20 protein-coding genes and 1 pseudogene are annotated in these 25,022 nt (G+C 63.8%); 11 read left to right on the forward strand and 10 right to left on the reverse strand.

The genetic code is table 11. The features are described 5' to 3' along the window. Both QZY03_RS28470 and QZY03_RS28475 read right to left on the reverse strand, forming a co-directional pair. Positions 1-246, reverse strand: a pseudogene (locus QZY03_RS28470) (SAM-dependent methyltransferase); the annotation flags it as partial. 35 nt (positions 247-281) lie between these two features. After that, the gene (locus QZY03_RS28475) at positions 282-1,631 is read right to left on the reverse strand and encodes a transglycosylase SLT domain-containing protein (RefSeq protein ID WP_295587200.1); all 1,350 of its coding nucleotides are present in this window, start codon (positions 1,629-1,631) and stop codon (positions 282-284) included. Between the two features lie 423 nt (positions 1,632-2,054). Between QZY03_RS28475 and QZY03_RS28480 the strand changes: the two genes are divergently transcribed. The 3 genes from QZY03_RS28480 to dnaQ all read left to right on the forward strand — a co-directional run bounded on the left by QZY03_RS28480 (position 2,055) and on the right by dnaQ (position 4,475). Continuing rightward, positions 2,055-2,879 (forward strand): class I SAM-dependent methyltransferase, encoded by an 825-nt coding sequence (locus QZY03_RS28480; RefSeq protein ID WP_295587202.1) that lies wholly within the window; start codon positions 2,055-2,057, stop codon positions 2,877-2,879. Next, positions 2,876-3,319, forward strand: coding sequence for a ribonuclease HI (gene rnhA, locus QZY03_RS28485; RefSeq protein WP_295587204.1), 444 nt, complete (start codon positions 2,876-2,878; stop codon positions 3,317-3,319). Before QZY03_RS28480 ends, rnhA begins: the two co-directional genes overlap by 4 nt. A gap of 439 nt (positions 3,320-3,758) precedes the next feature. Then, the gene (gene dnaQ, locus QZY03_RS28490; protein WP_295587206.1) at positions 3,759-4,475 is read left to right on the forward strand and encodes a DNA polymerase III subunit epsilon; all 717 of its coding nucleotides are present in this window, start codon (positions 3,759-3,761) and stop codon (positions 4,473-4,475) included. A gap of 224 nt (positions 4,476-4,699) precedes the next feature. Here the strand turns inward: dnaQ and fnr are convergent, their stop codons facing one another. Both fnr and QZY03_RS28500 read right to left on the reverse strand, forming a co-directional pair. After that, entirely contained in the window at positions 4,700-5,455 is a 756-nt protein-coding gene (gene fnr / locus QZY03_RS28495; protein ID WP_295587208.1) for a fumarate/nitrate reduction transcriptional regulator Fnr, read from the reverse strand. 204 nt (positions 5,456-5,659) lie between these two features. Beyond that, positions 5,660-6,172, reverse strand: a complete 513-nt coding sequence (locus QZY03_RS28500; RefSeq protein WP_295587210.1) for a sulfur globule protein CV1 — start codon at positions 6,170-6,172, stop codon at positions 5,660-5,662. A gap of 321 nt (positions 6,173-6,493) precedes the next feature. On the opposite strand from QZY03_RS28500, the gene QZY03_RS28505 reads away from it, so the two are divergent. From QZY03_RS28505 to ispF, 6 genes are all read left to right on the forward strand, one after another. After that, positions 6,494-8,149, forward strand: coding sequence for a CTP synthase (locus tag QZY03_RS28505; RefSeq protein ID WP_295587212.1), 1,656 nt, complete (start codon positions 6,494-6,496; stop codon positions 8,147-8,149). Further along, positions 8,149-8,982 (forward strand): 3-deoxy-8-phosphooctulonate synthase, encoded by an 834-nt coding sequence (gene kdsA / locus QZY03_RS28510; protein WP_363170209.1) that lies wholly within the window; start codon positions 8,149-8,151, stop codon positions 8,980-8,982. The genes QZY03_RS28505 and kdsA overlap by 1 nt, the downstream gene beginning before the upstream one ends. Before the next feature lie 176 nt (positions 8,983-9,158). Continuing rightward, positions 9,159-10,436 carry a phosphopyruvate hydratase gene (gene eno / locus QZY03_RS28515; protein WP_295587216.1) on the forward strand — a complete coding sequence of 426 codons (1,278 nt, stop codon included), beginning with the start codon at positions 9,159-9,161 and terminating at the stop codon, positions 10,434-10,436. Further along, positions 10,405-10,809 carry a cell division protein FtsB gene (gene ftsB, locus QZY03_RS28520; protein WP_363170206.1) on the forward strand — a complete coding sequence of 135 codons (405 nt, stop codon included), beginning with the start codon at positions 10,405-10,407 and terminating at the stop codon, positions 10,807-10,809. Before eno ends, ftsB begins: the two co-directional genes overlap by 32 nt. 157 nt (positions 10,810-10,966) lie before the next feature. After that, positions 10,967-11,674 carry a 2-C-methyl-D-erythritol 4-phosphate cytidylyltransferase gene (gene ispD, locus QZY03_RS28525; protein WP_295587218.1) on the forward strand — a complete coding sequence of 236 codons (708 nt, stop codon included), beginning with the start codon at positions 10,967-10,969 and terminating at the stop codon, positions 11,672-11,674. Then, positions 11,668-12,138, forward strand: coding sequence for a 2-C-methyl-D-erythritol 2,4-cyclodiphosphate synthase (ispF, locus tag QZY03_RS28530; protein WP_295587220.1), 471 nt, complete (start codon positions 11,668-11,670; stop codon positions 12,136-12,138). The genes ispD and ispF overlap by 7 nt, the downstream gene beginning before the upstream one ends. 607 nt (positions 12,139-12,745) lie before the next feature. On the opposite strand, the gene QZY03_RS28535 is transcribed toward ispF, so the two are convergent. Further along, complete coding sequence (locus tag QZY03_RS28535) at positions 12,746-15,448, reverse strand: phospholipase D-like domain-containing anti-phage protein (RefSeq protein WP_295587221.1); 2,703 nt, start codon at positions 15,446-15,448, stop codon at positions 12,746-12,748. Between the two features lie 277 nt (positions 15,449-15,725). On the opposite strand from QZY03_RS28535, the gene QZY03_RS28540 reads away from it, so the two are divergent. After that, a complete protein-coding gene (locus QZY03_RS28540; protein ID WP_295587223.1) occupies positions 15,726-15,986 on the forward strand; it encodes a type II toxin-antitoxin system Phd/YefM family antitoxin in 261 nt (86 codons plus the stop codon). Then, the gene (locus QZY03_RS28545) at positions 15,983-16,237 is read left to right on the forward strand and encodes a type II toxin-antitoxin system RelE/ParE family toxin (protein WP_295587225.1); all 255 of its coding nucleotides are present in this window, start codon (positions 15,983-15,985) and stop codon (positions 16,235-16,237) included. The genes QZY03_RS28540 and QZY03_RS28545 overlap by 4 nt, the downstream gene beginning before the upstream one ends. Positions 16,238-16,354: 117 nt before the next feature. On the opposite strand, the gene QZY03_RS28550 is transcribed toward QZY03_RS28545, so the two are convergent. From QZY03_RS28550 to QZY03_RS28570, 5 genes are all read right to left on the reverse strand, one after another. Then, positions 16,355-19,615: an anti-phage-associated DUF1156 domain-containing protein gene (locus QZY03_RS28550; RefSeq protein ID WP_295587227.1), complete on the reverse strand. Its 3,261-nt coding sequence runs from the start codon at positions 19,613-19,615 to the stop codon at positions 16,355-16,357. Positions 19,616-19,811: 196 nt separating this feature from the next. After that, complete coding sequence (locus tag QZY03_RS28555) at positions 19,812-20,033, reverse strand: hypothetical protein (protein WP_295587229.1); 222 nt, start codon at positions 20,031-20,033, stop codon at positions 19,812-19,814. A 247-nt stretch (positions 20,034-20,280) separates the two neighbouring features. Further along, positions 20,281-20,964, reverse strand: a complete 684-nt coding sequence (locus tag QZY03_RS28560) for a DUF3780 domain-containing protein (protein ID WP_295587231.1) — start codon at positions 20,962-20,964, stop codon at positions 20,281-20,283. 232 nt (positions 20,965-21,196) lie between these two features. Beyond that, the gene (locus tag QZY03_RS28565) at positions 21,197-21,580 is read right to left on the reverse strand and encodes a GxxExxY protein (RefSeq protein ID WP_295587232.1); all 384 of its coding nucleotides are present in this window, start codon (positions 21,578-21,580) and stop codon (positions 21,197-21,199) included. Positions 21,581-21,772: 192 nt separating this feature from the next. Beyond that, positions 21,773-24,877 (reverse strand): DUF499 domain-containing protein, encoded by a 3,105-nt coding sequence (locus tag QZY03_RS28570; protein WP_295587233.1) that lies wholly within the window; start codon positions 24,875-24,877, stop codon positions 21,773-21,775. Positions 24,878-25,022: the final 145 nt, after the last annotated feature.

Here is a 25,022-nt window from a genome sequence, read left to right on the forward strand (position 1 = left end):
CCAGGATTCGACCAGTTCACCGGGGGTAAACCGTTGCTCAAGCCGGTGGCCGCGCGGCTGTCCCATCACCCGCGCATCCAGCCCCGGCGGGAACAGGTCCCGCCAGAGGTTGAGTTTGGTCGCGACCAGGCTGTCCTGGTGCCGTGCGTGCGGGCACTGCCAGGTCAGGTCGAAACGCATTCGCGCCATGGCCCGGCTGCTGGTCAGCTCCAGCGGTGCCGGGGGATCGTCAGCGGCGTTCGACATACGTCAGGACCGGATGTCGCGGTGCTTGGGGTCGATCAGGAAGCGAACTCGGACGTGCGCCGATAAATGCGGATCACCGCGCCGTTGCGCGGTTCCGCGTTGCCCGCGACCGGATTCCAGCGTACCAGTTCGTCGACGGTGACACCGTAACGGCGGGCAATGGCGTCGAGCGACTCGCCCTTGCGCACCCGATGGGTGACCAGGGTGCTGCTGCTCGGGATGGCGCTGTCGGCGCTGCCGGGAACGCGCAGGGTTTGCCCGGGCAGCAGGGGCTCGCGCGGCGCCATGGCGTTCAGCTCGGCCAGTTCGGTGAGGTCGACTCCGCGGGCGCGGGCGACCGCGGCCAGGGTCTCGCCTGCTTTGACGACATAGACCTTGGACTCAACTGAGGCGGGGCGCGCCCGCGGGACAGCCGCGGCGAGTGCCGGTGCGTACGATCCGCCGGAGAGGGCCGTGGCGGCCATGACCCGTGCCTGGGGCAGGACCGCCGTCACGCGGTGACCGGTGCCGGCTGGAACGATCACTTGCCCTGGCCCTTCGGGCGAGGTTTGGCCGCGCTTGACGCCGGCGTTGAGCTTCTGGATTTCCGCGAGTCCGACGCCGCTGGCCTGGGCCACCCGCACCAGGTCCATGGGGCGGTCGGTACGGACGACTTCGAGCTGGGGTGCGCTGGGTACCGGCGGCAGGCGCAGGCCATACTTCGCGGGTTCCGCGACCAGCCGCGCGGCGGCCAGAATCTGCGGCACGTAATTCTCGGTTTCGCCCGGCAGGTTCAGTGACCAGAAGTCGGTCGGCTTGCCGCGCGCCCGGTTGGCCGCTTGCGCGGACTCCACCCGGCCCGGACCGCAGTTGTAAGCGGCCATGGCCAGTTCCCAATCGCCGCCCAAGCGGCGCTGGAGTTGTTGCAGATAGTCCATGGCCGCCCGTGTGGAGGCCAGAATGTCTCGCCGTTCATCGCGCCAGGCGTCTTGCCGCAGACCCATCTCACGGCCGGTATAGGGCATGAACTGCCACATGCCGGCCGCGGCGACCGGTGAGGTGGCGGCCGGGTTGTAGCGGCTTTCGACATGAGGCAACAGGGCCAACTCGGCGGGCAGTCCGCGCCGCTGGATTTCGCCGATGACGACATGCAGGTAGGGCTTGGCGCGCTCCGAGAGTTTGGCGAGATACTGCGGGTCGCGGCGGAAGCTGTCGACCTTGGCGTCGATGCGGGCATTGGCATGGAGATTGAGCTTCATGCCGGAACGGACCTTGGTCCAGAGGTCACCGTAGCTTCCCTGGGGCACGGCGTCTCGCCGCGCGAAGCGTTTTGCCTCCCCCGCGGGACGGACATAACCGTACTCACGAGCCGACACCATGTCGCCGTAGCCGTCGTCGGCGGCCATGAACCGATCTTGGTTGCTGGCGCAGCCGCTGATGACGGAAATGGCGAGAAATAGGGCAGACGGCGCGCCAAAGCGGCGTACCAGTGGTTTGGAAAAGCGCATAAAAAACCCCCGATCTAAGCGTAAGTGCTTGCTTTACATAGCTTCTTACGGGTAATCACTCGTATGATACGCAAAGACGGCAGTCATTACCAGACGTACGGCACGGTCTTGCGCCACGGGGCGGCGGGGACAGCGCGACAAATACTGGGTACCATGAGGCGCTTCGGGAGACGCTGGATGAACCTGTCCGACTGATTCCGTCCGGGGTCGGCCAGGATCGGCGTGTGCCCGGATTCACGATGGCGGTGCGTCGCGGTGCGGTGCTTCGCTGCACCGCGGGGGCGTCGCGCGCGGCGGCGGTTCCTCTTGAGAGGCATTCACATGACCGCTTGCAAAGGCCCGGGCTATCCGTTGGCAAGTTTCGAAAACTGGTATCGGACGCCGCTGGGCAAGGCCGTCGCGGTCCAGGAGGCGGCCTGCCTGGAAGAGATGTTGCACGATACCTTCGGGTACTATCTGGTCCAGGTCGGCGTCGGCAGTTGTTTTCGGGATGTGTTAGCCGAGACCCGCATCCGCCATCGCGTCCTGCTGCCCTGTCGCGCACCGGCCGGGCCCGGCGGACTCCAGGTCGTGGGCAACCCGGTGGCCTTGCCGATCGCGGCCGACAGCGTCGACGCGGCACTCCTGACGCATACCCTGGACTTCGTGTCGGATCCCCGTCTGGTGCTGCGCGAGGTGGAGCGCGTGCTGATCCCCGAGGGGCGGGTGATCATTCTCGGGTTCAACGCGCTCAGCAGTTGGGGCCTGTTGCGGTTCCTCTATCGTTATCGGCGGCGCGTCCCCTGGTGCGGGCATTTCCTGACCCCGTACCGGGTCGAGGATTGGTTGTCGCTCTTGGGATTCGACATCGAGGTTCGCAAACAGATCATGTTTCGGCCGCCGATCCATGGTGCGCTCAGTCCGCGGCTGGCGGTCCTCGATACCCTGGGTCGCGCGCTCTGGCCGGCCCTGGGCGGCGTTTATGTCATCAAGGCGGTGAAGCGGGTTTCGACTTTGACGCCGTTGCGGCCCTCCTGGAGCGCGCGCCGTGCGCTGCTGCCGGGTGGGGCGATCGAGCCGAGCGCCCGCAACCAAATGTCATGTGTCGCTGTTGCAGACCGCCGCAGCGGTGGGGTGGAGGGGAATGATGAAGGGGAGTGTCGATGACTGAGGTTGTTCATGCCTTTACCGATGGCGCATGCAAAGGCAATCCGGGGCCTGGCGGTTGGGGGGCCTTGCTGCGCTTTGGTGAGACCGAGAAGGAGTTGTGCGGCGGGGAGCACCAGACGACCAATAACCGGATGGAGCTGATGGCGGTGATCGCGGCGATGGAGTCGCTCAAGCGCCCGACCTGTATCGCGATTACCACCGACTCGCAGTATGTCAAGCGCGGTGTGACCGAGTGGATGAGCCGCTGGAAGCGCAACGGCTGGATGACCGCCGAACGCAAGCCAGTGAAGAACCGCGATTTGTGGGAGCGGCTGGACGGCGCTTTGGCGCCCCATCAGGTCGACTGGCACTGGGTCAGGGGTCACACCGGTCATCCTGACAACGAGCGCGCCGATCGGCTGGCGAATCAGGGTATCCCGCGCGGCGAGGTCGGTTGAGGCCCAGGAGACTTTGTTATCGTTATCGTTGTCGTTGTCGTTGTCGTTGTCGTTGTCGTTGTCGTTGTCGTAATCGGAGAAGCGATTCGATTCGGGCATGCACTACCTGAAAGTCCCCCGTGGGAGCGGCGTCCCGCCGCGATGCGGTGCCGCGGTGGCCTCGAACTTCGCGGCTGCGCGCCCGGCCCCGTCGCGGCGGGACGCCGCTCCCACGGGCGGTTGGGTGACTGTCACGGTAAAGCCTCGAGCTCCAGTGCGCGACGCCCGGGCATCGACCGGAACACGGATCAAAGCCCACTCGGCACCATAATCTCGATTACGACAACGACAACGACAACGACAACGACAACGGCCAAGACGCCAAAGGCGTTTCCTATTGGCCCTGTTTTGCTGATTATCTTTTTCTCTGACATCCGGTCCGAAGGAGTCCCCCCTGCCCATGCGCCAAATCGTCCTGGACACCGAGACCACGGGTCTCGACCCGCGTGAAGGTCATCGTCTGATCGAGATCGGTTGTGTCGAGCTGATTGATCGCCGCCTCACCCGCAACAATTTCCACCAATATCTTCAGCCCGATCGCGAGATCGACGCCGATGCGGTCGCGGTCCACGGGATCGAGAACGACTTCCTGCGCGACAAGCCCCGGTTCGCGGAGGTTGCGGAGGATTTCCTGCGCTATGTGACCGGCAGCGAGCTGATCATCCATAACGCCGCCTTTGATATCGGCTTTCTGGATCACGAGCTGGTGCGCTGGCGTGCCGACGCGACGCGGATCAGCGACCTCTGCGAAATCAACGATACGCTGCTGATGGCACGGCGGCTGCACCCCGGCCAGCGCAACAGTCTGGACGCCTTGTGTAAGCGCTATGGGGTAGACAACACGCACCGGGATTTGCACGGCGCCTTGCTCGACGCCGAAATCCTGGCCGACGTCTATCTCGCCATGACCGGTGGTCAGGTCGTGATGCACCTGGGTGGCGAGGCCGGTACCGCGTCCGGGCAGCGCAGCCTGTCGACTCAGCGCGGCCGGCTCGACCCGGGGCGTCAGCGGCTGCCGGTCATCGCGGCCGGGGAGGCGGCGCAGCGTGCTCACGCCGCTCGGCTTGCCGCCATCGACGCCGCCAGTGCGGATGGGTGCCTGTGGCTTAGAACTTAGGCGATTTCCAGGAATTTAAGACTGTAGGGGCGACTTAAGTCGCCCCTACACATCGGTAGATCCTCAGATCCTCGCCCGCGAATCACTTTAGTTGATTTCCGGAGCACCGGATACCACCCACCACCGGCTCGGATGTAGGTGCGACTTCAGTCGCACCGATTCGGACGCAGGTGCGACTGAAGTCGCACCTACATTGACAGGTATCCAAATTGTCGGAAATCACCTTAGTTGCGCTGCTGCTGACGCGTGGGTCCGCTGCCGTTGCTCAGGGACTCCAGCGCGTCGAGATCGATCAGTTGGATGTGCTTGCGGTCGACGACCATCAACCCGTCATCCTGGTAGCGGGTGAAGAGTCGACTCACGGTCTCGACCGCGAGTCCGAGATAGTTGCCGATTTCATGGCGAGACATGCTCAGATGGAAGTCGGTTGGCGACAAGCCGCGCTGTTGCAGGCGCTTGGACATGTTCAGCACGAAGGTCGCCAGCCGCTCTTCGGCGCTTTTCTTGCCGAGCAAGAGCAGCATGTCGGTTTCGTTGGATATTTCTTTGCTCAGCAGCCGGTACATCTGGCGCTGGAGGCTGGGGATCACCGTGCTCAGTTCTTCCAGACGGGGAAAGGGGATCTCGCAGAGAGCGGAGGTCTCCAGGGCCTTGGCGGAGCAGGCATGGGCGTCCTTGTCGATGGCGTCGAGCCCGATGATCTCCCCCGGCAGATGGAAGCCCAGCACCTGTTCGCCGCCTTCCGCGCTGGGCGCGTAGCTTTTCACTGAGCCGGTCTTCACCACGTAAAGCGAGCGGAAGCGGTCACCGTCCCGGAACAGGAAGTCACCGCGTTGCAGCGGGCGGGCCCGCTTGACGATGTCTTCAAGCCGTCCAACCTCCTCTGGTTCGAGCCCCAGCGGCAGGCAGAGGGCGCCCACCGAACAATTTTTGCAGGCGACCCGAAGCGTCTCGAACGAAAGGATGTTGCGCTGATTCAAGACGGCGGCCCCAAGTTGGCGTGTTCTCAATGCTCTATATTGAGGGCAACCTTTGATCTGGATCAAGTCAAAGTCGATTCGCACTTGCCGTGGATGACGACAACGGGCAGCCGGAGCGGCAGCGGTTGGTCGAAGCGCAGGTTCCACGCAAAAAAAAGGCCGCGCCTGGCGGGCGCGGCCGGTGGCGTCGCGGACGCCTGCTAGTTATCTGGTCTCGGCGACCGGCGGGGCGGGCGGAGCCGGGGGGGCGCCGTAAGAACCCATCGGACCCATCGGGGCCATGGGTGCCGCGTAGCCGGGATAGCCGCCGCCGTAAGCGCCGCCCGGATAGCCGCCGCCGTAAGCGCCACCCGGATAGCCGCCGCCGTAGCCGGGGTAGCCGCCGCCGTAGCCGTAGCCAGGATAGCCGCCGTAACCCTGATTGCCGTAGCCGTTGCCGTAGCCGCGCCCGTCGCCGCGTCCGTAACCGCGGCCATAGCCGCGCCCGGTGCCGGCGCCGCTGCCGCTCATGTTCATGTTGAAGTCGCCGGAGCCGTCACCCATCATGTCGTTCCACATGTCGCCCATGCCGCTGCCGTCCCCCCAACCGCCGCCGTTGTTGTTGCCGCCGCCGGGACCCCAGCCGCCCGGCCCGCCCCAGGCCTGCGCGGTGTTCGCGGCAAAAGCAGCCGCGCCGGCGATGGCGACGACACTGATCAACTTGGCAAATTTCTGCATCTGTCGATGCTCCTGATAAATGTAGTAGTAATTCGGGTGGGAGGCGGCCGCCGATCGAAGATCGTGACCTGGCCTGCGTTTCATTTTTGACGCGCTCCCGGACTATACGCGTCTGTTAGCCGATTTGATAGGTAAACTATTGGAGCAACCCGAGTGTCTGCGCCGCCGGCCGACGCCCGGTCGCCCTGGTCGATCGCGGGCAGCGCACCGATTTCAGGGTACCGATCGAGAGGGCGCATTGAGGGGTTGCGGCGAATTTGGTAGCGTGTCGGGGATAATCGGGCCCGGCCCTGGATCAGTTCATCGCGTTGTTGACCGCTTATGACCAAGTACATCTTCGTAACCGGCGGCGTCGTCTCGTCGCTGGGCAAGGGCATCGCCTCGGCTTCACTGGCGGCCTTGCTGGAAGCGCGCGGCCTCAAGGTCACCATGATCAAGCTGGACCCCTACATCAATGTGGACCCGGGGACCATGAGTCCGTTCCAGCATGGCGAGGTCTATGTCACCGACGACGGTGCCGAGACCGATCTGGATCTCGGCCACTACGAGCGCTTCCTGCGCACCCGCATGGGACGCCACAACAATTTCACCACCGGTCAGATCTACGACAGCGTGATCCGCAAGGAGCGCCGCGGCGAGTATCTGGGCCGCACGGTCCAGGTCATCCCGCACATCACCGACGAGATCAAGGCCAACATCCGGCTCGGCGCCGCCGGTTGCGACATCGCCATGGTGGAGATCGGCGGAACCGTGGGCGATATCGAGTCGCTGCCGTTTCTGGAGGCGATCCGCCAGATGCGGGTTGAGGAGGGCCGCGAGAACGCGCTCTTCATGCATCTGACCCTGGTGCCCTTTCTGCGCACCGCCGGGGAGATCAAAACCAAGCCCACCCAACACTCGGTCAAGGAGTTACGCTCCATCGGCATCCAGCCGGATGTCCTGCTGTGTCGGGGCGAGACGGCGATTCCGGATGAGGAGCGCCGCAAGATCGCGCTCTTCACCAATGTGCCCGAGAACGCCGTCATCTCCGCGGCGGACGCGGACAACATCTACCGCATCCCGCGTCTGCTCCATGCGCAGGGGCTCGACGAACTGGTCGTGCGGCAGTTCCGCCTTGAGGTCGGCGAGGCGAATCTCAGCGAGTGGGACCGGGTGCTGCACGGGTTCGACCATCCCGCGGGCCAGGTGCGGGTGGGCATGGTCGGCAAGTACATGCATCTGACCGAGGCCTACAAATCGCTGTCCGAGGCGCTGGCCCATGCCGGTGTGCATACCGATACCCGGGTGGAAGTGGTCTACATCGACTCGCAGGACCTGGAACGTGACGGCACGGCCAGCCTGGTCGGGCTGGACGCGATTCTGGTCCCCGGCGGTTTTGGTGAGCGCGGCATCGAGGGCAAGATCCTGGCCGCGCGATTTGCCCGTGAGCAGCGTGTGCCCTATCTCGGGATCTGTCTCGGCATGCAGGTCGCCGTGATCGAGTACGCTCGCGACGTTTGCGGGCTGGAGGGCGCCCACAGCACCGAGTTCGACCGCCAGACGCCGCACCCGGTCATCGCGCTGATCACCGAGTGGCGCGACGAGCACGGCCAGGTCGAGACCCGCGACGAACAGTCCGATCTTGGCGGAACCATGCGACTGGGCGGGCAGAACTGTCGGCTGGAGCCGGGCAGCCTGGCGCGGGCGGTCTACGGCAGCCCGCAGATCCGCGAGCGTCACCGGCATCGCTATGAGTTCAACAACCGTTACCTCAACCTGATGCAGGATGCAGGGATGCGCCTGTCCGGATGGTCGCTGGACAACCGGCTGGTGGAGATCATCGAAATCCCCGATCACCCCTGGTTCATCGCGTGCCAGTTCCACCCCGAGTTCACCTCCACGCCGCGCGACGGTCACCCGCTGTTCTGCGGTTTCATCAAGGCCGCGCTCGATCAGCAACGGACGCAGCAGGCGCCGGTCGGAGCCGAGACCCCATGATGCAGCTTGCCGGATTCGAGGTCGGGCTCGACCGCCCGCTGTTCCTGATCGCGGGTCCCTGTGTGATCGAGAGCGCGTCCCTGGCCGAGGAGACCGCCGGCACCCTGCAGGAAATCACCGCCGCGCTCGGCATCCCATTCATTTACAAGTCATCATTCGACAAAGCCAACCGCTCATCCACGGCAAGCTTTCGCGGGCCCGGTCTGGCCGCCGGACTCAAGATCCTGGAGGGGGTGCGCGCCAAATTCGGCGTGCCGATCCTCACCGATGTCCATGAGGACACGCCGCTCCACGAGGTCGCGGCGGTGGTCGATGTGCTCCAGACCCCCGCCTTTCTGTGCCGGCAGACCAATTTCATCCAGGCGGTCGCCCGCCAGGGGCGGCCGGTCAACATCAAGAAAGGTCAGTTCCTCGCCCCCTGGGATATGCAGCATGTCGTGGACAAGGCGCGCGCGGTGGGCAATGATGACATCATGGTCTGTGAGCGCGGTGTCTCGTTCGGTTACAACAATCTGGTGTCGGACATGCGCTCACTCATGGTGCTGCGCGCGACCGGCTGCCCGGTGGTTTACGATGCCACGCACTCGGTGCAGTTGCCAGGGGGGCAGGGTGCCTGCTCGGGTGGCCAGCGTGAGTTCGTGCCCGTGCTGGCGCGTGCCGCGGTGGCCGCGGGGGTCGCCGGACTCTTCATGGAGACGCATCCGCGTCCGGAGGACGCCTTGAGCGACGGACCCAATGCGTGGCCGCTGCACCGGATGCGCGAGCTCTTGACGACCCTGGTCGAGATTGACCGGCTGGTAAAATCCGCGGGTTTCGTGGAAGCTGGTCTGTAGACTGATGTGTCAGGGAGGACACCGAGGTAGAAGAAGAGGATCCGTCAGACGCCTGGCCGCCCGTGGGGTGAAGCCCCGGCGGACGCCCGGTAGCGCCGCGGCAGGGCGCCTGACTGTCCCATTGATCGACGTGTTACCCCTTGAATCTGTTTGTTCGTTAACTGGAGATCCGCGCCATGTCTGAGATCGTCGACGTCCGTGCCCGTGAAGTCCTGGATTCACGCGGCAACCCCACGGTGGAAGCCGATGTCATCACTGCCGAGGGCGCCATTGGCCGCGCTATCGTCCCCTCGGGTGCCTCGACCGGCTCCCGCGAGGCGTTGGAACTGCGCGATGGAGACAAGAGCCGCTACGGCGGTAAAGGTGTGCTCACCGCGGTTGCCAACATCGCCGGTGAACTGCGCGAGGCCGTGCTCGGTCTCGAAGTCACCGATCAGGCGGCGATCGACCGCTGCATGATCAGTCTGGACGGCACCGACAACAAGCGTCGGCTCGGCGCCAACGCCCTGCTGGGCGTGTCGCTCGCCGCCGCCCATGCCGCCGCTCAAGAGAAGGCCCTGCCGCTCTACCGTTCGCTCTCCGCCGGTCCCTATCGGCTGCCGGTGCCGATGATGAACATCATCAACGGCGGCCAGCACGCGGACAACAGCGTGGACTTCCAGGAGTTCATGATCCTGCCGGTCGGCGCCCCGAATATCCGCGAGGCGGTGCGTTATGGTGCCGAGGTCTTTCACGCCCTGAAGTCGGTCCTCAAGGGCCAGGGTCTGGCGACCTCAGTCGGTGACGAGGGCGGCTTCGCCCCTGACCTGCCGTCCAACGTGGCCGCGGTCGACGTCATCCTGGAAGCGATCGGCAAGGCCGGCTTCAAGGCCGGTCAAGACATCTATCTCGGGCTGGATGTGGCCGCCTCCGAGTTCTATAAGGATGGCGTCTACGACCTGGAAGGCGAGGGCCGCAAGCTCGATTCCGACGGCGTGATCGAAATGCTCAAGGGCTGGGTCGACCAGTATCCGATCATCACCATCGAGGACGGTCTGGCGGAAGGCGACTGGGACGGCTGGAAGCGGCTGACCGAGCGTCTGGGCAGCCGGGTGCAGATCGTCGGTGACGACCTCTTCGTCACCAACACCAAGATCCTGCAGGAAGGCATCTCCAAGGGCATCGCCAACTCCATCCTGATCAAGGTCAACCAGATCGGCACCCTGACCGAAACCCTGGAGGCGATCGGCATGGCCCATGCCGCGGGCTATACCGCAGTGGTCTCTCACCGCTCCGGTGAGACCGAGGACACCACCATCGCCGACCTGGTGGTGGCCTCCGCGGCCGGTCAGATCAAGACCGGATCGCTGTCGCGTTCCGACCGGGTGGCCAAGTACAACCAGTTGATGCGCATCGAAGACCAGTTGGGTGACGAGGCGGTCTATGCCGGACGCGGCGCTTTCCGCTGGTTGTGAGTTAACCGCACCGCGGACCAGTTGGCTCTGGTCCGCGGTCGGCACCCTGCCGCGCCCGTTCATGCGCCTGCTGATCCTCGTCCTGGTCGCGCTGGTCGTGGCTCTCCAATACCGGCTCTGGGTCGGGGCGGGGAGCCTCGCGGATCTGCATGGGCTGCAACAGGAAATCGCCGCGCAGCGCCAGGATTTGGACCGCCTGCGGACGCGCAACCAGGAACTGCAGGCGGAGGTCGAGGACCTGCGCGGCGGAGAGGCCGCCCTGGAAGAGCGGGCACGCGGCGAGCTGGGCATGATCAAGCCGGGTGAGGCGTTCATCCAGGTGATTGAGCGGCCCAAGGTGGAGGCGGCGGTACCGGCGGCGCCGACGAAATGAGGTCTTGATCATCGGTCGTCGGTCGTCGGTCGTCGGTCGTCGGTCGTCGGTCGTCGGTCGTCGGTCGTCGGTCCGCACCGCTTACCGTGGGGTCCGCTGCGCGGACTACGCCCGCAATGCACGCGAATCAACTTCAATCAAAGCACTTGGCCATTCATTGAGTACCATAAAAATCTGGGCGGTGGTGCCGGCCGCCGGCGTTGGCCGGCGACTCGGTGCCGCCATTCCGAAGCAGTATCTGGATCTGGCGGGGCGGCCGGTGATCGAGTGGACGCTTGGCATCTTTCTCGCCGACCCGCGGATCAGCGGCGTCTGGGTTGCCCTGGGTGCGGAGGATGGCTTTTGGCCGACCACGACCTATGTTGGACACCCCAAGGTACGCCAGGTGGAGGGTGGCGCCGAGCGCTGCCATTCCGTGCTGAACGCATTGGATGCCCTGGCGGCCGAGGCCGATCCGGCTGACTGGGTGCTGGTGCACGACGCCGCCCGGCCCTGTCTGCGCCGGTCAGACCTGGATCGACTCATCATCGAACTCGCCGACGACCCGGTGGGCGGCATCCTGGGCGTGCCGGTCCGCGACACCATGAAGGGTGCGGACGCCGACGGCCGGATCGCCGCGACCATTGATCGGGCCGCCCTGTGGCACGCCTTTACGCCGCAGATGTTCCGTCTCGGCCCCTTACGCGACGCCTTGCGCGCTGCGATCACCGCCGGCGCTCTGGTGACCGACGACGCCTCCGCCATGGAGCGCAGCGGCCTGAGTCCGCGGTTGATCGAGGGCCACGCGGACAACATCAAGATCACCCGCGCCGAGGACCTTCCCCTGGCGCGTTTTTATCTCGACATGCAGGCACGCTCATGCTGATCGGTCAGGGCTTCGACGTTCATGCCTTCGCCCCCGGGCGCCCGTTGATCCTGTGCGGCGTCACGGTGCCGCACGACCAGGGGCTGGCCGCCCATTCCGACGGCGACGTGGCCATCCACGCCCTCTGCGACGCCCTGCTCGGTGCCGCGGGTCTGGACGACATCGGTCACCACTTCCCGGACACCGATCAGGCCTATGCCGGGATCGACAGCCGCATCCTGCTCCAGCGGGTCATGACCAGCCTGGGCGGGCTGGGGCTCGCGGTGCACAACGCGGATGTGACCATCATCGCGCAGCGCCCGAAGCTGGCCCCCCACATCGCCGCCATGCGCGGCCTGCTCGCCGCCGACCTGGGCTGCGCCCCCGCGCGTGTCAACGTCAAGGCCACCACCACCGAGCATCTGGGATTCACCGGCCGCGGCGAGGGGATCGCGGCTTTGGCGGTGGTGTTGCTGGATGAGTAGGGGCCGCGGCGTCCGTGTGATTTCCGGGAAAGGATCGACCGCCGTGTAGGGGCGAATTCATTCGCCCCTACCGCCCCGACAACCCAACAGGCTTTCTGCGCATGCGCAGTCGGGATGCCTATTCACGGAAATCGTTTAAGGTGATTTCCGAAGAACTTGGTACCACGCGGTCTCAACCTCCGGTGACCGGGGCGACGCGACCGGAGGCCGACGCTTTAGCGGGCGGCGGTGCCGCGTCCGGCTGAAACCTCGACCTCCGTCTGTGGTGCGTGCAGCAAACTCCGCAGGGGGCTCTAGCAGGCTGTCGGACTGAAAGCGATTTCCAGGAAACAACATCCCGACGGCGCTTGCCCGTAAGATCCGTAGGAGATGTAGGGGCGACTGAAGTCGCCCCTACAGGTCGGTAGATCCTTTCGCGGGAATCCCCTCGGCTTCTCCCAAAAAATTACTCACACAAAGACACAAAGGGCACAAAGAGAAACCATTAGTAAACGATGCGCGAGCCGATTGTGGCAGCACCTTGGTGTTCTTTGTGTCGTTGTGTGAGATAGTCTTCAACGCTCTGCCCGGCGCCGGTGGCTCTTTCCAGGTTTAAACACGTCAGCGTTCAGCGTTCGTCTTCACCCCAGCCGTGCGACAGGGCGCGTTTGCGCTGCTGCGCATCCAGCACGCGGCTGCAATTTTCCCAATCGACTCGCTCTACGCGATGGTAGCGAAGCTGAAACGGATGCCGGCGCGGTACCGCGTCGATGGTGTTTCTGGCCGCATCGACTTCGCCCAAGGCCAGGTCGATCCACAGGTCTTCCAGGATGTCCGGGATCTGCCCGAATAGGTTGGCGATGTTCTCCAGCCGCTCGGAGAGTAGCTCATGCACCCGGTCCTCCACCGACCCCGCGTAGCGCAGGTTGTAAATGTCCACGGTGTCGCGTAATTGGCCAATCCGCTGGATGCGGCCCTTGCGCTGCTCCAGGCGCGAGGGATTCCACGGCAGGTCCAGATTGATCAGGGTGCCGAGGCGCTGGAGATTGAGTCCTTCCGACGCGGCGTCGGTCCCGATCAGCACCCGGATGTCCCCCAGCCGGACGCGCTCCTTGAGCACCTCGCGCGGAGCGCCGGTGAAGACCCCGTTGTGCATGATCCCGGAGCGCCGGGCGCCGGCGTAGATGCCGATCTCCTCGCCCGGCAGATCCGCCGTCAACTGTTCGGCAAGCCAGTAGACCGAATCGAAATACTGGCTGAAGATGATGCAGCCCAGTTCCCGCCAGCCGTGGTCCAGGAGTTGTGCGCGCACGATCTGGTACTTGGGGTCCCGCTCCTGGTTCGCCTCCAAGGCCTTGAGGAAGCGTTGCAGCACGGCCCGCTCGGCAGTGGTCAGGGTGCGCAGTTGCCCCAGGGTGTCCTCGTCGTCTTCCTCGTCATCGAGCGTCGTCCACTGCGTGAGGAGCTTCACCACCGTCCGGCGGCCCGCCTCCATGGTGCTGCCGACGCGCCGCAGCAGCAGGGTCCGGAAGAAGCCGGACTTGGCGCGCTCGGCAAGCAGGCGGCAGAACTCCTCCGCCAGGCGATAGGCGTCCTCCAGAAAGGGCGGCAGCGGGACGGCGTCCTGGTCGCGTTCACCGTGCAGTCGCACCTGCACGGGCTTGAGGAAGGGCTCGCCGGTCTCGGGATCAATGGTGGTTTCCAGGTACTCGCGCGTACGCAGTACGATATGCCGGATGAACGGGTTGGCCTGCTCCACGAAGCGCGGGAAGACGCGGCGGATGCGGGTAAGGTCGGGCGGCTTCAGTTGGTCGAAACTGCCCCCCGGCGCGCTGATGTCCTGGTCGGTCAGGCGCAGAACCCGCCGCAGGGCGCTATAGTCGGGTCCCTCCGAGGCCGGCGGCAGCGGGTTACGCATCCACGCCCAGCGGGTGATGTCGTCGGTTGGTGGATCGGATGCGCCGAGCAGCAACTCCAACGCTTGTTGGGGTTTACGCCAGAGACTGCCATACCCTCCGAGCACCGCGTCGGAGCCCCTGGCCAGGGCATCCAGCAGGTCCCAGGCTTCGATGGGGTGGATCTGGACCGGGGTCGCGGTGGCCAGAAGCAGGCTGCGTGTGCGTGGGGAGATGTCCCACAGGAAGCGCAGCAAGTTGTTCGGCTCGGCCGGATCGTATTCCTTGCCGGCCGTCAGATTGCGGCGCCGGGCGCGGTGCGCCTCGTCCAGGATCACGCATTCATAGCGCCCGTTGACCAGCCAGTCCCGCGTCTCCGAACCGGCGACAATCAAACCGGTGGAGACGATGCCGACCCGCCGGGGGCACTTGCGGATGGATTCCGGGCCGGCGCTCGGGTGCTCGATCGCGTTCTCGTCCACCCAGTGCTGCCCGTCCCAGACCGCGCAGGGCATATCGAGCAGGGTCTTCAACTCCCCCTGCCACTGCCAGATCAGCGGCTTGGGTGCGAGGATGAGCACCGGCCGATCACCCGACAGGGTCATGAGCTGCGCCGCCATGGCGAGCTGGATGGTCTTGCCCAGACCCACCTGATCGGCGAGGATCAGGCGCGCACCGGGCGGACGACCACCCGTTCCAAGGTGGGCGTCGAAGGCGAGCTTCACGAAGTGCTTCTGATGTTCCCAGAGGCCCACCTCCTTGCGATAGACGGGGGACTCGATGACCGGGGCCGCCGGGTCGGGCCGCGCGCGCCAGTCCTTCAGGTCCGGGATCACCGAGCGGGCCGCGAGCCGGCCGATGTCCTGCACCACCGCGTCGGCCAACTCCACCGCAAAGGGCGAATGCCACAGGGTGTCGAATTCCTCCTGCACCCAGCGCACGGCGTCTTGCGAGTCGTCTTCCCACAACAGCTCATAGTTCAGGCGCCAGGCGGTCAGGGACTCGTTGACGCTCCCGAGAAAGGCCGTCTGCCGCCCGTCTTCCAGGGTCAGCACACCCGCCTTGCCGTGGATCAGACCGAAGTGGGCGTCCGGGACCACGCGCACCTGGAGCTTGCCGTTGCGCAGGAAATCGTAGAGGCGCTGAAAGCGGGGCCGCGCGGCTTCCGGAAACCGCTCCGGCTCCGCATCGCACCACTCGCGCCGCATCGCCGCCTGGGCCGCCTTCTTCGCCGTGGCGACGTCTTCGGGATGGAGTCCGGAGTTGCAGACCAGCCGCACTTGGCCGGCGAGCGCTTCCAGTTCCTCCCCGGCCACCTCCAGAATCGAGGACGAGAAGAACCCGGCGATCCGGTCATAGCCGCGGGCACCGCGCAGCCGCTCGGCCAGAAAGCTGCGGTCCAGGCGTTGGCGGCGGGAGGAGAAGCGGTTGATCATCAGCAATTACTCACACGGAGACACAAAGAACACAAAGCAAAACAAGTCATTGGAAGCATTGGGCCGATCACCGCGCAGGTGACCTTCTCGACCGACCTATCGCATTGAAGATCTTTGTGATCTTTGTGTCTCCGTGTGAGAACTGCTTTTCTTGGTCATCGCTGCCGCCGACGGATTGTAAGCGAATGGTTGCGGTGGCCAGCCGCCCGTCGTTGACAGGGAGCCCATCTCCGCCTAGTCTAAGCGTACCAAAACTTGTACAGCTTTTTCAGCCGCTATGACCACACTCACCGCGACGGACGCCCGCAAGGGCCTGTTCGATCTCTTGCGTGGGGCCAATGAGCGCCACGAGATCTACCACATCCGTCATCGCCAGGGCGATGCGGTCCTGATGTCGGAGGCGGAATACGACAGCCTGATCGAAACCCTGGAACTGTTGTCTGCCCCTGGTTTCAATGAATCCTTCAAGAAGGCGCAGACGGAAGCGCAATCCGGCGATACCCGCTCATTCGATGAGGTGTTCGGGGAGCCGCAGTGACCTATCGGGTGCGCTTCACCCGGCAGGCCGAGAAAGACATCGAGAAGCTGACCGCGAAGCTGCGCACCAAGCTCAAAGACATCGTCCGCAACCGCCTGGCGATCGACCCCTACTCCGGCAAGCCCCTGGTTGGTCCGCTCAAGGGGTATTATTCGGTGCACTTGAGCTATCAGGATCGTATCGTCTACGCCATCCATGGCGACGAGCTGGTGGTCATGGTGCTGCGCGCCCGCACTCACTACGGCGAATAAATGACTCACACGGAGACACAAAGAACACAAAGGAAAAGGACTTCATTCTTTGTGCGCTTTGTGTCTTTGTGTGAGCATTCTTCATCCTGAAGCGGTCAAGATGCCGAGTGATACGGTTTATACATGATCGTTCTCGAGCGTGCCCGCAAGCAGGCGCGCCGCCTCGGCGTCCCGGCTCCAGTGCGGGATCGGCAGCCGACCGATGAAGCTGAGCATCCCGACCATGATCTCGCGGCGCGCCCAGTAATCCGGGATCTCGGTCTTGAGGTAGGTCAGGCCGACCTTGGTGCTGTCCTGGTCCGCGCTCTGGTAGACGGCGAATAGCATGTGGCGCAGCAGCGATGAGCCAAAGCCCTCGGTGCCCCAGTCCCTGCGCTTGAACTCGGTGGCCGTCTTGAGCCGCGTCTGGTTGGCCTTGCCGCTCTCCAGCATAAAGCGGTAGTCCCGCACCCCGAAGCCGCGGGCGAACTCCTGGAAGACGCCGCTGCGATAGTCACCGTGTGACTCGACCTCCAGACACTTGAGATAGAGCTTCTCCTCGGGTGAAAGCCGCTTCCAGAGCTGAGGCTCGATGCCCTCGGGCACCAGATAATTGCTCGCGGTCTTCACCGCGTCCTCAATGATGCGCTCGATCGGCGAGACTTCGCCGCGCTTGCGTTCGCGGGCCAGTTCGTAGGCCACGTCGATGTCCTCGATGCCCTGGTACTGGGTCAGCACCCGCAACGCCGCGGCATAGGCGGCGAGCTGATAATCGGCGGCGGAAAAGTTGGGGTCCTCCCGATCGTCCAGTCCCAGCATGGATTTGAGTTGCTGTTCGACCTCGATTTCCACTTGGGGGACGATCTCGTCCAGGAAGGCGACCGCGTCTGAGGTCTGCTTGCGCAGGACCATGAGCACGGTGCCCTGGACGTAGTTGCTGCCCTCCTTGCCGCCGTAGGGCGTCTCCGTCGCTACGGTCCAGGCGGCAGTCACCCGCAGGCCGGCCGCCCACAGGATCAAGGCCAAGTCCGCCCAAACCCCGGCGTCCTGGTGGGTGAACATGACGATCTGCATCCCGTTATCCGGCATGTGCCGGGCCAGGTTGCCGTAGGCCTCCACCATGCCCTGGCGGAACGCTTTGCCGGAGCCCCGGATGGCCAGCGCCCGTTTGCTGTCCGGATACCAGTCGGGGAAGATCCGGGGCAAGTGCCTTTCGTACCAGGCGAGGAAGAACTCCGACAGCTCGTGGTAGTTGATGGCGTCGGCATAGGGCGGATCGGTGATCCAGATTGCGCACTCGGCCGTCAGTGTGCGCACCTCGGTGACAGCCACCACGGACTGACCTGTGATCGTGGATGGCGCTACATCCAAGTACAAGCTGTCTCGAAGCGTCGGCAGCGATCGGGCCGCAAAGTTGTTGAGCGTGTTGAGCGCCTGATTGCTGAAGGTCTGTACTACCTTCTCATGACCCGCGTCCGTCCACCAGCGACACAGGCGGGAATCCCAATCGCCGCAGCGTCCGGAACCCAGCAGATTGGCTGTTGCCAGCAAGGAATCGATGACCGGGTCCAGCCCGCTTTCCGCCTGGATGAGCCCATGGATCAAGAGTTGTCGCGGCGTGAAGAGATGATGCCAATGCGTCCAGCCGCGGGTTCGCGGTGGCTCGTCGGTCTTGTCACCCGGCTCGATGCGTCGGCTGGGGATGAAGCCGCGGGCCTGCCAGTCAGCGAAGCGTTCGCGCAGCAACGCCAGCGCCCCCGCCTCCCGTTGCAGGTCCTGCGCATCACATCCACGGTAAAGGGCGCCGGGAACCTGGTTCCCGAGCGTTTGCAAATCCGCCAGCCGCTGGGCCTGGGCCTGGCGCAGATCGGTCAGGATGCGGCGCTGGGCGTCCAATGTTGCCTTCGGCGCCTTGGTCGCTTGCAGTTCCTTCAAGATAGCCTCGGCCGCCTCAAGCTGCGCATCCTCGTTCAGCCAATCCCGAGCGCGCAACTCATGCAGATCCAGGCGGTCACTGCCATCCAGCAGTTCGGCCAGGGCCGCGATGGCGTCGTCCAGGGTGACCCAATCCGGCACCGGCCGTGCGGCGGGCTTGCCGGCCCGTTCGTGCTGCTCGGCCCACAGCAGTGCATCCAAGGTCGGCAGGCGCCAGCGGATACAGTAGAGGCGTTCCTGAAAAATGTCGTCCGGCCGCGGGATCAGGTCGGCGTTCTCCCACTGGCGCAATCCGTAGGCGCCGCCGTCACCGCGGCGGTCGCCGCGAATGGCGCTCATGGCCGTTGACTCGCCGCAATGCGGGCAATGCAAGCGGGAGCTACGAACCGTGCCGACGCTCGCGGTCCGCAGATCGTCCTCGCTCACACCCTGATGAATTTCAATGAAAAAAAAATTCTCGCACGGAGACACAAAGCCACAAAGATCCTTCTCTGTGTTCTTTGTGTCTCTGTGCGAGTCATTCTTCGCGACGAGCCGCGCAATGGTATGGGTCTTTTCGCCAATCACCCAAGACGGCGCCAGCGGCACCATCCAGCCGCAGTCCGGACAGCGGGTCTCGGTGCAATAGAGGTAAACGTCCGCACGCCAGCCAACCGCGTTGTGCTCGATACGCCATTCGGTGACTTGGCGGTCGACGGTTTGATAGACGGCCTCTTGGGCCTCGCGGACACGCCCGGCGACGGCGGGACCGCCGCCGATGATATTCAGGCCCGCCCAGGTCAGGAGGGCGGCGACCGGGTTGAGGTCCGAGCCGTAGGCATCGCACCCCAGGCGGGCGGCCTCGAAGGGGACGCTGCCACCGCCGCAGAAGGCATCCCCGACTCTTGGCGTGTGACCAAAGCGGCGCTTACCCAGTTCGAGGACCAACCCGGCCAGGCTCGCAGCACTGGTGCCCAGATGGATATTGATGTTGGCCCATGCTTCCAGCGAGGGGCCGTCAACATGCTCCGGACGGTCGCAGTAGACGAGTTTGTCATCATAGTTGAGCCGCTGGAAGGCGAGCCGCTGGACCTCCTCCCGTCCCGTGCTGTCGATGCCCGTGCGCAGCCGCGGGCGCTCCGGGTCTGTCCCAGGCTTGAACCACTCGTTGCGCTCCGCCGGTGTCAGGAGGGCGTAGGCATCTTTGAGTGCGATGTTCTTGGACTTACGGCGCCATAGGCCGGCATCGTCCATCGTCAACAGCTTGAGAAAGACCGCACGGTCCGTCCTGGGGTCTTTCGATGCGGGCATCAGGAGCCCGAGGATGGCCGCGCGAACCAGGATCAGGGGCTTGCGGCCCCACCACTTACCCAACCCGGTCAGCGTCTGGCTGCTGTTGCCCATGCGCTCCTTGTAGCTCTCCTTGGAGAGCTTGGAGACGGGGAACTGGGTCTCGATGAACGTAAGGTCATTGTCCATGCTCATGCGGCTATTCCCAAGAAGATACTCACACAAAGACACAAAGGGCACAAAGAGAATCCATTAGCAAGAGATAAGCGAATCGAATGCCGCAGCACCTTGGTGCTCTTTGTGTCTTTGTGCGAGATATTCTTCAGTGATCTGCCTGGCGCCGGTGACAATGGGCACACGGGCATCCTGCTGGTGCTGCGATCTACCTTCGTCATTGTGGGGCCGAGCGAGTACGTTCGCGCAGAAATTCCTGGAATACTCCATCCGGCATGTCCTCCCAGATGCCCGCGAAGTCATTGGCTTGCGCGCTGCCGCCGGCAGGTGCGCTTTCCAGATCGACACGGTAACGGTGGACGATGCTGAAGACCTCGGCGATCTTATCGTCTGGGATCAAGGCAATCTCTTCGGAAAGCTGTTGTCTGGAAATGGCCATGGCGGGATCTCTTTAACCTGGAAAGAGCAGTTCTCACACAAAGACACAAAGATCACAAAGCTTTTTCAACGCGGGTCGCGGCGATCACCTATACAGTGATCAACCCACTGTTTTCAAGAATGTGTTTACTTTGTGTTCTTCGTGTTCTTCGTGTCTTGGTGTGAGCAATTTCCGGATTTGGGTGTAAGACGGCATCGCTGGTCTCAAGGGTTCCACCCCCACGAAGGGGAAGGCAGGAAAAACGGGCTCAGCGCTCGGGTTGGGCTTCCTTCGTCTTGGCTCGACGCGGTGCGCGGACGGCTTTGCGTTCGGCTGGGGCCGGTGTAGGAACGGGCAGCGCCGGGGATGCCTGGTGTCGCTGCAATTCAAACACAGGCAGGGGCTCGTGTGACAGGCCGGACACCGGATTCTCGGTGAGCGCATAGCGTACCGCCTTGCGCCAGCCCTTGCCGCGCCCCTGGATGGCATGGCCGGTGGCCGCGCTGGTCATGGTGTAGAGCCACCAGCGCTCCTCAGGGACCAGGCCGAGCCAGTTCCTGATCGCGGCGGGGATCAGGGCCGGGTCGGCCTCCTCGATCGCCCAGGCGAGCAGCACCAGTTCCTTGCCCAACAGGCGGGAGACGGGGTTGGCCCCGGTCTTCCAGCTGCCGGACTTGATGCCGTCCTGTTTCAGGCGCTTGTTGATCTCGACCCGGACCTCATCGGCGATGGCGTCCCACTTGGCGCGGGGCAGCATGACGCGCAGTTTGCCCTCGGCCTCGCCCAGGGCGAAGGTCGGGCGGCTGGCGGTCCCGTCCGCATCCCAGGTGAAATGCTCGGAAATCAGCACGTCCTCGCGGTTTCCGGCGGGGATGGTGACCAGGAAATGGTGCGCGGATTCCTCGGGGCAGAAGCCGAACCCAAGACACACCGGCTTTTTCGCTATTGCCATTCAGGAAACGCTCGCACTGGGGCATCAGAATTAAGAATTCTCACACGGAGACACAAAGATTGATAATAGGTTTTCAGCCATTTTTCTCTTGGTGTCTTCGTGTGAGTCATTTCAGGAGTTCTCACACGGAGACACAAAGAGCACAAAGATAAATAATGAATCTGCAGTCATGCTTTTTTCTTCTTGGTGTTCTTTGTGCCTTTGTGTGAGTCATTCTTTCCTCTAACGCGAGTCACTCGATCTGTCCGTTGATGATGCGCTCGATCCCGTCTTTCATCAGGGCTTCGCCGAAATTGAGAAGATAACCCAGCTTCAGACCCGATAAACGGAGATAGGTAATGACCTGTTTGCTATGTGTTTTTGTGGTCTTCTCTACGGATTTCAACTCCAGCAGAACCTTTTCCTCGACGACTGCGTCTGCACGGAACCCTTCTTCGAATGTGATGCCGCGATAGACAATCGGGATAGGAACCTGTCGCGCCACCTTCAGCCCCCGCTCGCGGAGCATCTGCGCCAGGACCACTTCATATACAGATTCGAGTAGCCCCGGCCCCAGATCCCGATGCAATTGAATTGCGCAGTCGATGACCAGGCGTCCGATTTCGTTCTCATTCATCTTTAGGACTTCTCACGCGGAGACATGAATCGTTAAGAGTTCTCGCACGGAGACACAAAGAACACAAAGATAAATAATGAATATGGAGCCATTTTTTCTCTTCTTAGTGTTCTTTGTGCCTTTGTGCGAGTCATTCTTTTCTCCCGTGCCTTTGTGTGAGTCATTCGCTCTCGCTTGATGCGGACGCGCACATTATGCTTGCTCGACCTCGCCACGGGGCAGCTCGACGGCGATGTCGTGGACATAGTCCAAAAGCTGTTGGCCGGTGGGAAACCAGAGGGCGGAGGCTTCGATACTCACCTCGCCCTCGCTGACGAGGGAGCGCAGGTGCTCCACCGTGGCATGGATCTGATCTGTGTCGAGCAGCATTTCGTCGGCAAGCGTCAACTCCGCCCATTGACCGTCGAGTACAGCAATCCGTTGGGCTGCCGCCTTGCCCCCGTGCTTTTTCAGTCGCTCGATGAATCCGTATGCGCTGTGCGTCGTGCTGAAATGGAAAATCTTCTCAGGACGACTCAAGGGGCGCCAGGTAGCGGGCTGGTCTGGGTCGATGGGCTTCTCGATGACCGGGTCCGGGCCTGGTCCCCAGTCGACGGACACCTTATGGGTCTCAGAGGTGATGCCCTTGTCCTCCGCGACGGCGAGGACGAAACGACTGCCTCCAGGTACCGCGAAGGGGTCGTCATAGACACCGCCGGCCACCTTGGGATCCGATCCATCCGTGGTATAGCGCGTGGGGGCGGGCGGCGCAGTGCGCAACTCCACTCGCTTATCCTCGCTGCTGCCGTAGACCCGGCTCTTGATGGTGATGCGGTTGTTCCAGGTGACTGGCTCGCCGGTCTCGTGCTTGCCGGTGGAGTCGACGGCCAGGAAGGAGACGATCAACTCGTCGGTCTCGTAGTCGCGCCCCGATAGCTTTTGCGATGCGGCGGTGGCCGGTGCACCGATCTCCACATAGACGGTGTCGCCGTTGACCGGCGTGGCACGCAGCTTCACGCAGCCGGTGTCGTCGTCGCGGGACAATTCTTGGATCTTGACCTGGGTGACGGGCTGGGGGAACGGGCCTTTCTCGACATAGCCGCCGTCCTCGCGCCAGACCTCCCGGTGCAGCGCGTCGGCCTTGAGCTTGTCCAGCGCGTCGGGGCGGTGCCATTGCCAGGCGGGACTGGTGGCCGCGCGGCGTTTGATCTCGCTCCAGAGCATGACCTTTTGGGTGAAGAGACGGGCCTCGACCTTCTTGACGAAGGTGTCGCCGGTCACGTCCTCCGTGTATTTCATCTTGCCCTTGAGGGTGCGGACGACCTGGTCCTCGCCGTCGTACTTGTTGGCGGTGAACTCCATGGGGAAGTCCGCGGACATGAGGCGCTGGGCGCTCGGGTAGTAGAGGGTGGCAAAGGTCTCGCGCAGCGCGCTGCCGAACTGGTTCTGGATGCGGTCGAGGAGGTCGCGGGCCTGAACGAGTTGGGGGTCGTTGTCCAGGGTACCCTCGGACTTCAACTCGTCAATGATGTGGCGGATCGCCTTGAGCTCTTTGGCGGCGTTGAGCAGTGAGTCGAAGCTGCGCTGACCGGTCAGGAAGCAGATGCGGTTCTTGAAGTCGATATTGTCGTAGAGCGTCGTCAGATCCGGGTTGAGCCCGCCGGGGTGGGGATTGGCGATGACCAGGACGGTCCGGTCCTGGGTCACGTCGATCTCATCCACCGCGGGCAGGGCCTGGACCTTCTGGTAACAATACCCGGTCTCCGGCTTGAACAACTCGGCGAGGCGCTCGCGCAGCTCCTTCAGCGACTGATCATGCAGGTAGCTCTCGGCGGTGGTACGCAGCCTGGCAACCAGATTCTGGACATTCTTGACGAAGAGGCGTCCGTCGCGCCCCGCGTGCAGGTACCAGGCGGTCGTGACGAGGCGGTTGAGCACCTCGTTCTTGAGTTTGGAGATGTCGCGGCCGGGGGCGCAGAGGTTGGCGATGATCTCCGGGAGGGTGAGGCCCTTGGTCCCGCCCGCGACATTGCTCAAGGACGCGACCAGCAGGAGCTTCATCACGTCCTGGGCATCGCTGCCGCCCAGGTTAGTGTCCAGGACCTCGGCGACCGACTGACCGCCGGAGGCGATGTCGTAGGAGACCGCGTTCTCCAGGCTGCTATTGATCTGGTTGATCTCGGACAGGGTCTCGCGGTCGTTGAGGTCGATGTCGTGGGCGCTGACCAGGTAGGCCCGGTCCGCCGCGCCGTTCTCCCACAGACGGGAGGCGACGATGCGCATGAGCCGGATCAGACCGCGGGTCTGCTGGAAGCCGGGGTTCTCCTTGAAGCGGGCGTAGAGGTCGCGGATCGCCGGGTGGAAGGGGTAGGACTCGGTCACCCGCGCGGCGAACTGCTCGGGCGAGGCGTTGGTGACATCCATCTGGCGGGCGTCGCGGACGGACTTGGCATAGCCTTGGGCCACATCGGCGATGGCCTCCCTGGACGGCAGCTCCGCGAAGATGCGCCGGCGCAGGATCTGGTAGAACTCGTCCGTGTTCATGCGCACCGGCTCCAGGCTCATCGCCGAACGGCCGGTCTCTTTGTCCAGATCGCCCAAGGCCTGGATGATCTGCTGGCTGCCGCCCGCGTAGGTCGCCGTGAGGTCGGTGATGACAAGGCAGACGTTGGACAACTCGTCCTTGCCGATGGCGACCAGCAAGTTGGACAGCGCGGTGGCGGTGACCACCGAGAGGTCCGAGTTGCCGATGGTTTTGGACTTGGCGTATTCGAAGTAAGGGGGCAACTCGTCCAGCAGAATCAGGAGCGGGTCGCCCTTAAGCAGGTTGATCCAGGCGGTCTGGCCGGGCGCGGACAGCGGTGTGTAGTAGTCCGCAAACTGCCCCTTCTTGCCGAGTTGGGTGGCGATGGCGCCCCAGATTCCCAACGGGGTATCACTCTCGCGGCCAGAGAAGGCAACGACGCGCACCGGCCCCAAATCCCCCGGGGTGTAGAAGTCGTCCATGACCGGGACCCGGTGCTCTGGGTGTTTGGCGAGCAGTCCAAAGGCCACGAGGCTATGGGTCTTGCCGCCGCCCATGGCCTGGGTGAGCTTGAAGACACCCTGCGTCGTCTTGCCTTCCAGCCGTCGGAAGCCCTCGGTCAACAGGATACGCATGCCCTCCGTGGTGTGGTTCTCGCTGAAAAAGGCCGCCGCGTCGATCCGGTCCTGGACCAGGTCGGAGAGGTCGAGGACGGTGTCGCGCCGCGCCTTGTCGAAGATGCTGTCGCGGGGTGTACAGGCTTTGGCGAGTGTCTTCATTGGTCCCTTTGCCATGGAGAGTAACTTCTCAATAACTCACGGCACAGCGGCGCCCGCCAGGGCACGCTCACGGACGATATCCGCCAGAGGAGGGATGGCCCCGTGCTGCTCGATCCGGTCGGTCAGGTAGTCCCAGAACGAGATGCCCAGTTTTCGGCAC

Origin of the sequence: uncultured Lamprocystis sp. (assembly GCF_903933125.1) — a bacterium.
Classification (GTDB): Bacteria; Pseudomonadota; Gammaproteobacteria; order Chromatiales; family Chromatiaceae; genus Thiodictyon.

What these genes read in the sequence shown, in the direction of transcription:
- QZY03_RS28560 (WP_295587231.1), bottom strand. Translation starts at nt 20,964, where the DNA reads ATGGCAATAGCGAAAAAGCCGGTGTGTCTTGGGTTCGGCTTCTGCCCC.
- eno (WP_295587216.1), top strand. Translation starts at nt 9,159, where the DNA reads ATGTCTGAGATCGTCGACGTCCGTGCCCGTGAAGTCCTGGATTCACGC.
- QZY03_RS28480 (WP_295587202.1), top strand. Translation starts at nt 2,055, where the DNA reads ATGACCGCTTGCAAAGGCCCGGGCTATCCGTTGGCAAGTTTCGAAAAC.
- QZY03_RS28565 (WP_295587232.1), bottom strand. Translation starts at nt 21,580, where the DNA reads ATGAATGAGAACGAAATCGGACGCCTGGTCATCGACTGCGCAATTCAA.
- QZY03_RS28555 (WP_295587229.1), bottom strand. Translation starts at nt 20,033, where the DNA reads ATGGCCATTTCCAGACAACAGCTTTCCGAAGAGATTGCCTTGATCCCA.
- QZY03_RS28475 (WP_295587200.1), bottom strand. Translation starts at nt 1,631, where the DNA reads ATGGCCGCCGACGACGGCTACGGCGACATGGTGTCGGCTCGTGAGTAC.
- ftsB (WP_363170206.1), top strand. Translation starts at nt 10,405, where the DNA reads ATGCCGGACGCGGCGCTTTCCGCTGGTTGTGAGTTAACCGCACCGCGG.
- ispF (WP_295587220.1), top strand. Translation starts at nt 11,668, where the DNA reads ATGCTGATCGGTCAGGGCTTCGACGTTCATGCCTTCGCCCCCGGGCGC.
- kdsA (WP_363170209.1), top strand. Translation starts at nt 8,149, where the DNA reads ATGCAGCTTGCCGGATTCGAGGTCGGGCTCGACCGCCCGCTGTTCCTG.
- QZY03_RS28550 (WP_295587227.1), bottom strand. Translation starts at nt 19,615, where the DNA reads ATGAGCATGGACAATGACCTTACGTTCATCGAGACCCAGTTCCCCGTC.
- rnhA (WP_295587204.1), top strand. Translation starts at nt 2,876, where the DNA reads ATGACTGAGGTTGTTCATGCCTTTACCGATGGCGCATGCAAAGGCAAT.
- QZY03_RS28570 (WP_295587233.1), bottom strand. Translation starts at nt 24,877, where the DNA reads ATGGCAAAGGGACCAATGAAGACACTCGCCAAAGCCTGTACACCCCGC.
- QZY03_RS28500 (WP_295587210.1), bottom strand. Translation starts at nt 6,172, where the DNA reads ATGCAGAAATTTGCCAAGTTGATCAGTGTCGTCGCCATCGCCGGCGCG.
- dnaQ (WP_295587206.1), top strand. Translation starts at nt 3,759, where the DNA reads ATGCGCCAAATCGTCCTGGACACCGAGACCACGGGTCTCGACCCGCGT.
- QZY03_RS28535 (WP_295587221.1), bottom strand. Translation starts at nt 15,448, where the DNA reads ATGATCAACCGCTTCTCCTCCCGCCGCCAACGCCTGGACCGCAGCTTT.
- QZY03_RS28540 (WP_295587223.1), top strand. Translation starts at nt 15,726, where the DNA reads ATGACCACACTCACCGCGACGGACGCCCGCAAGGGCCTGTTCGATCTC.
- QZY03_RS28505 (WP_295587212.1), top strand. Translation starts at nt 6,494, where the DNA reads ATGACCAAGTACATCTTCGTAACCGGCGGCGTCGTCTCGTCGCTGGGC.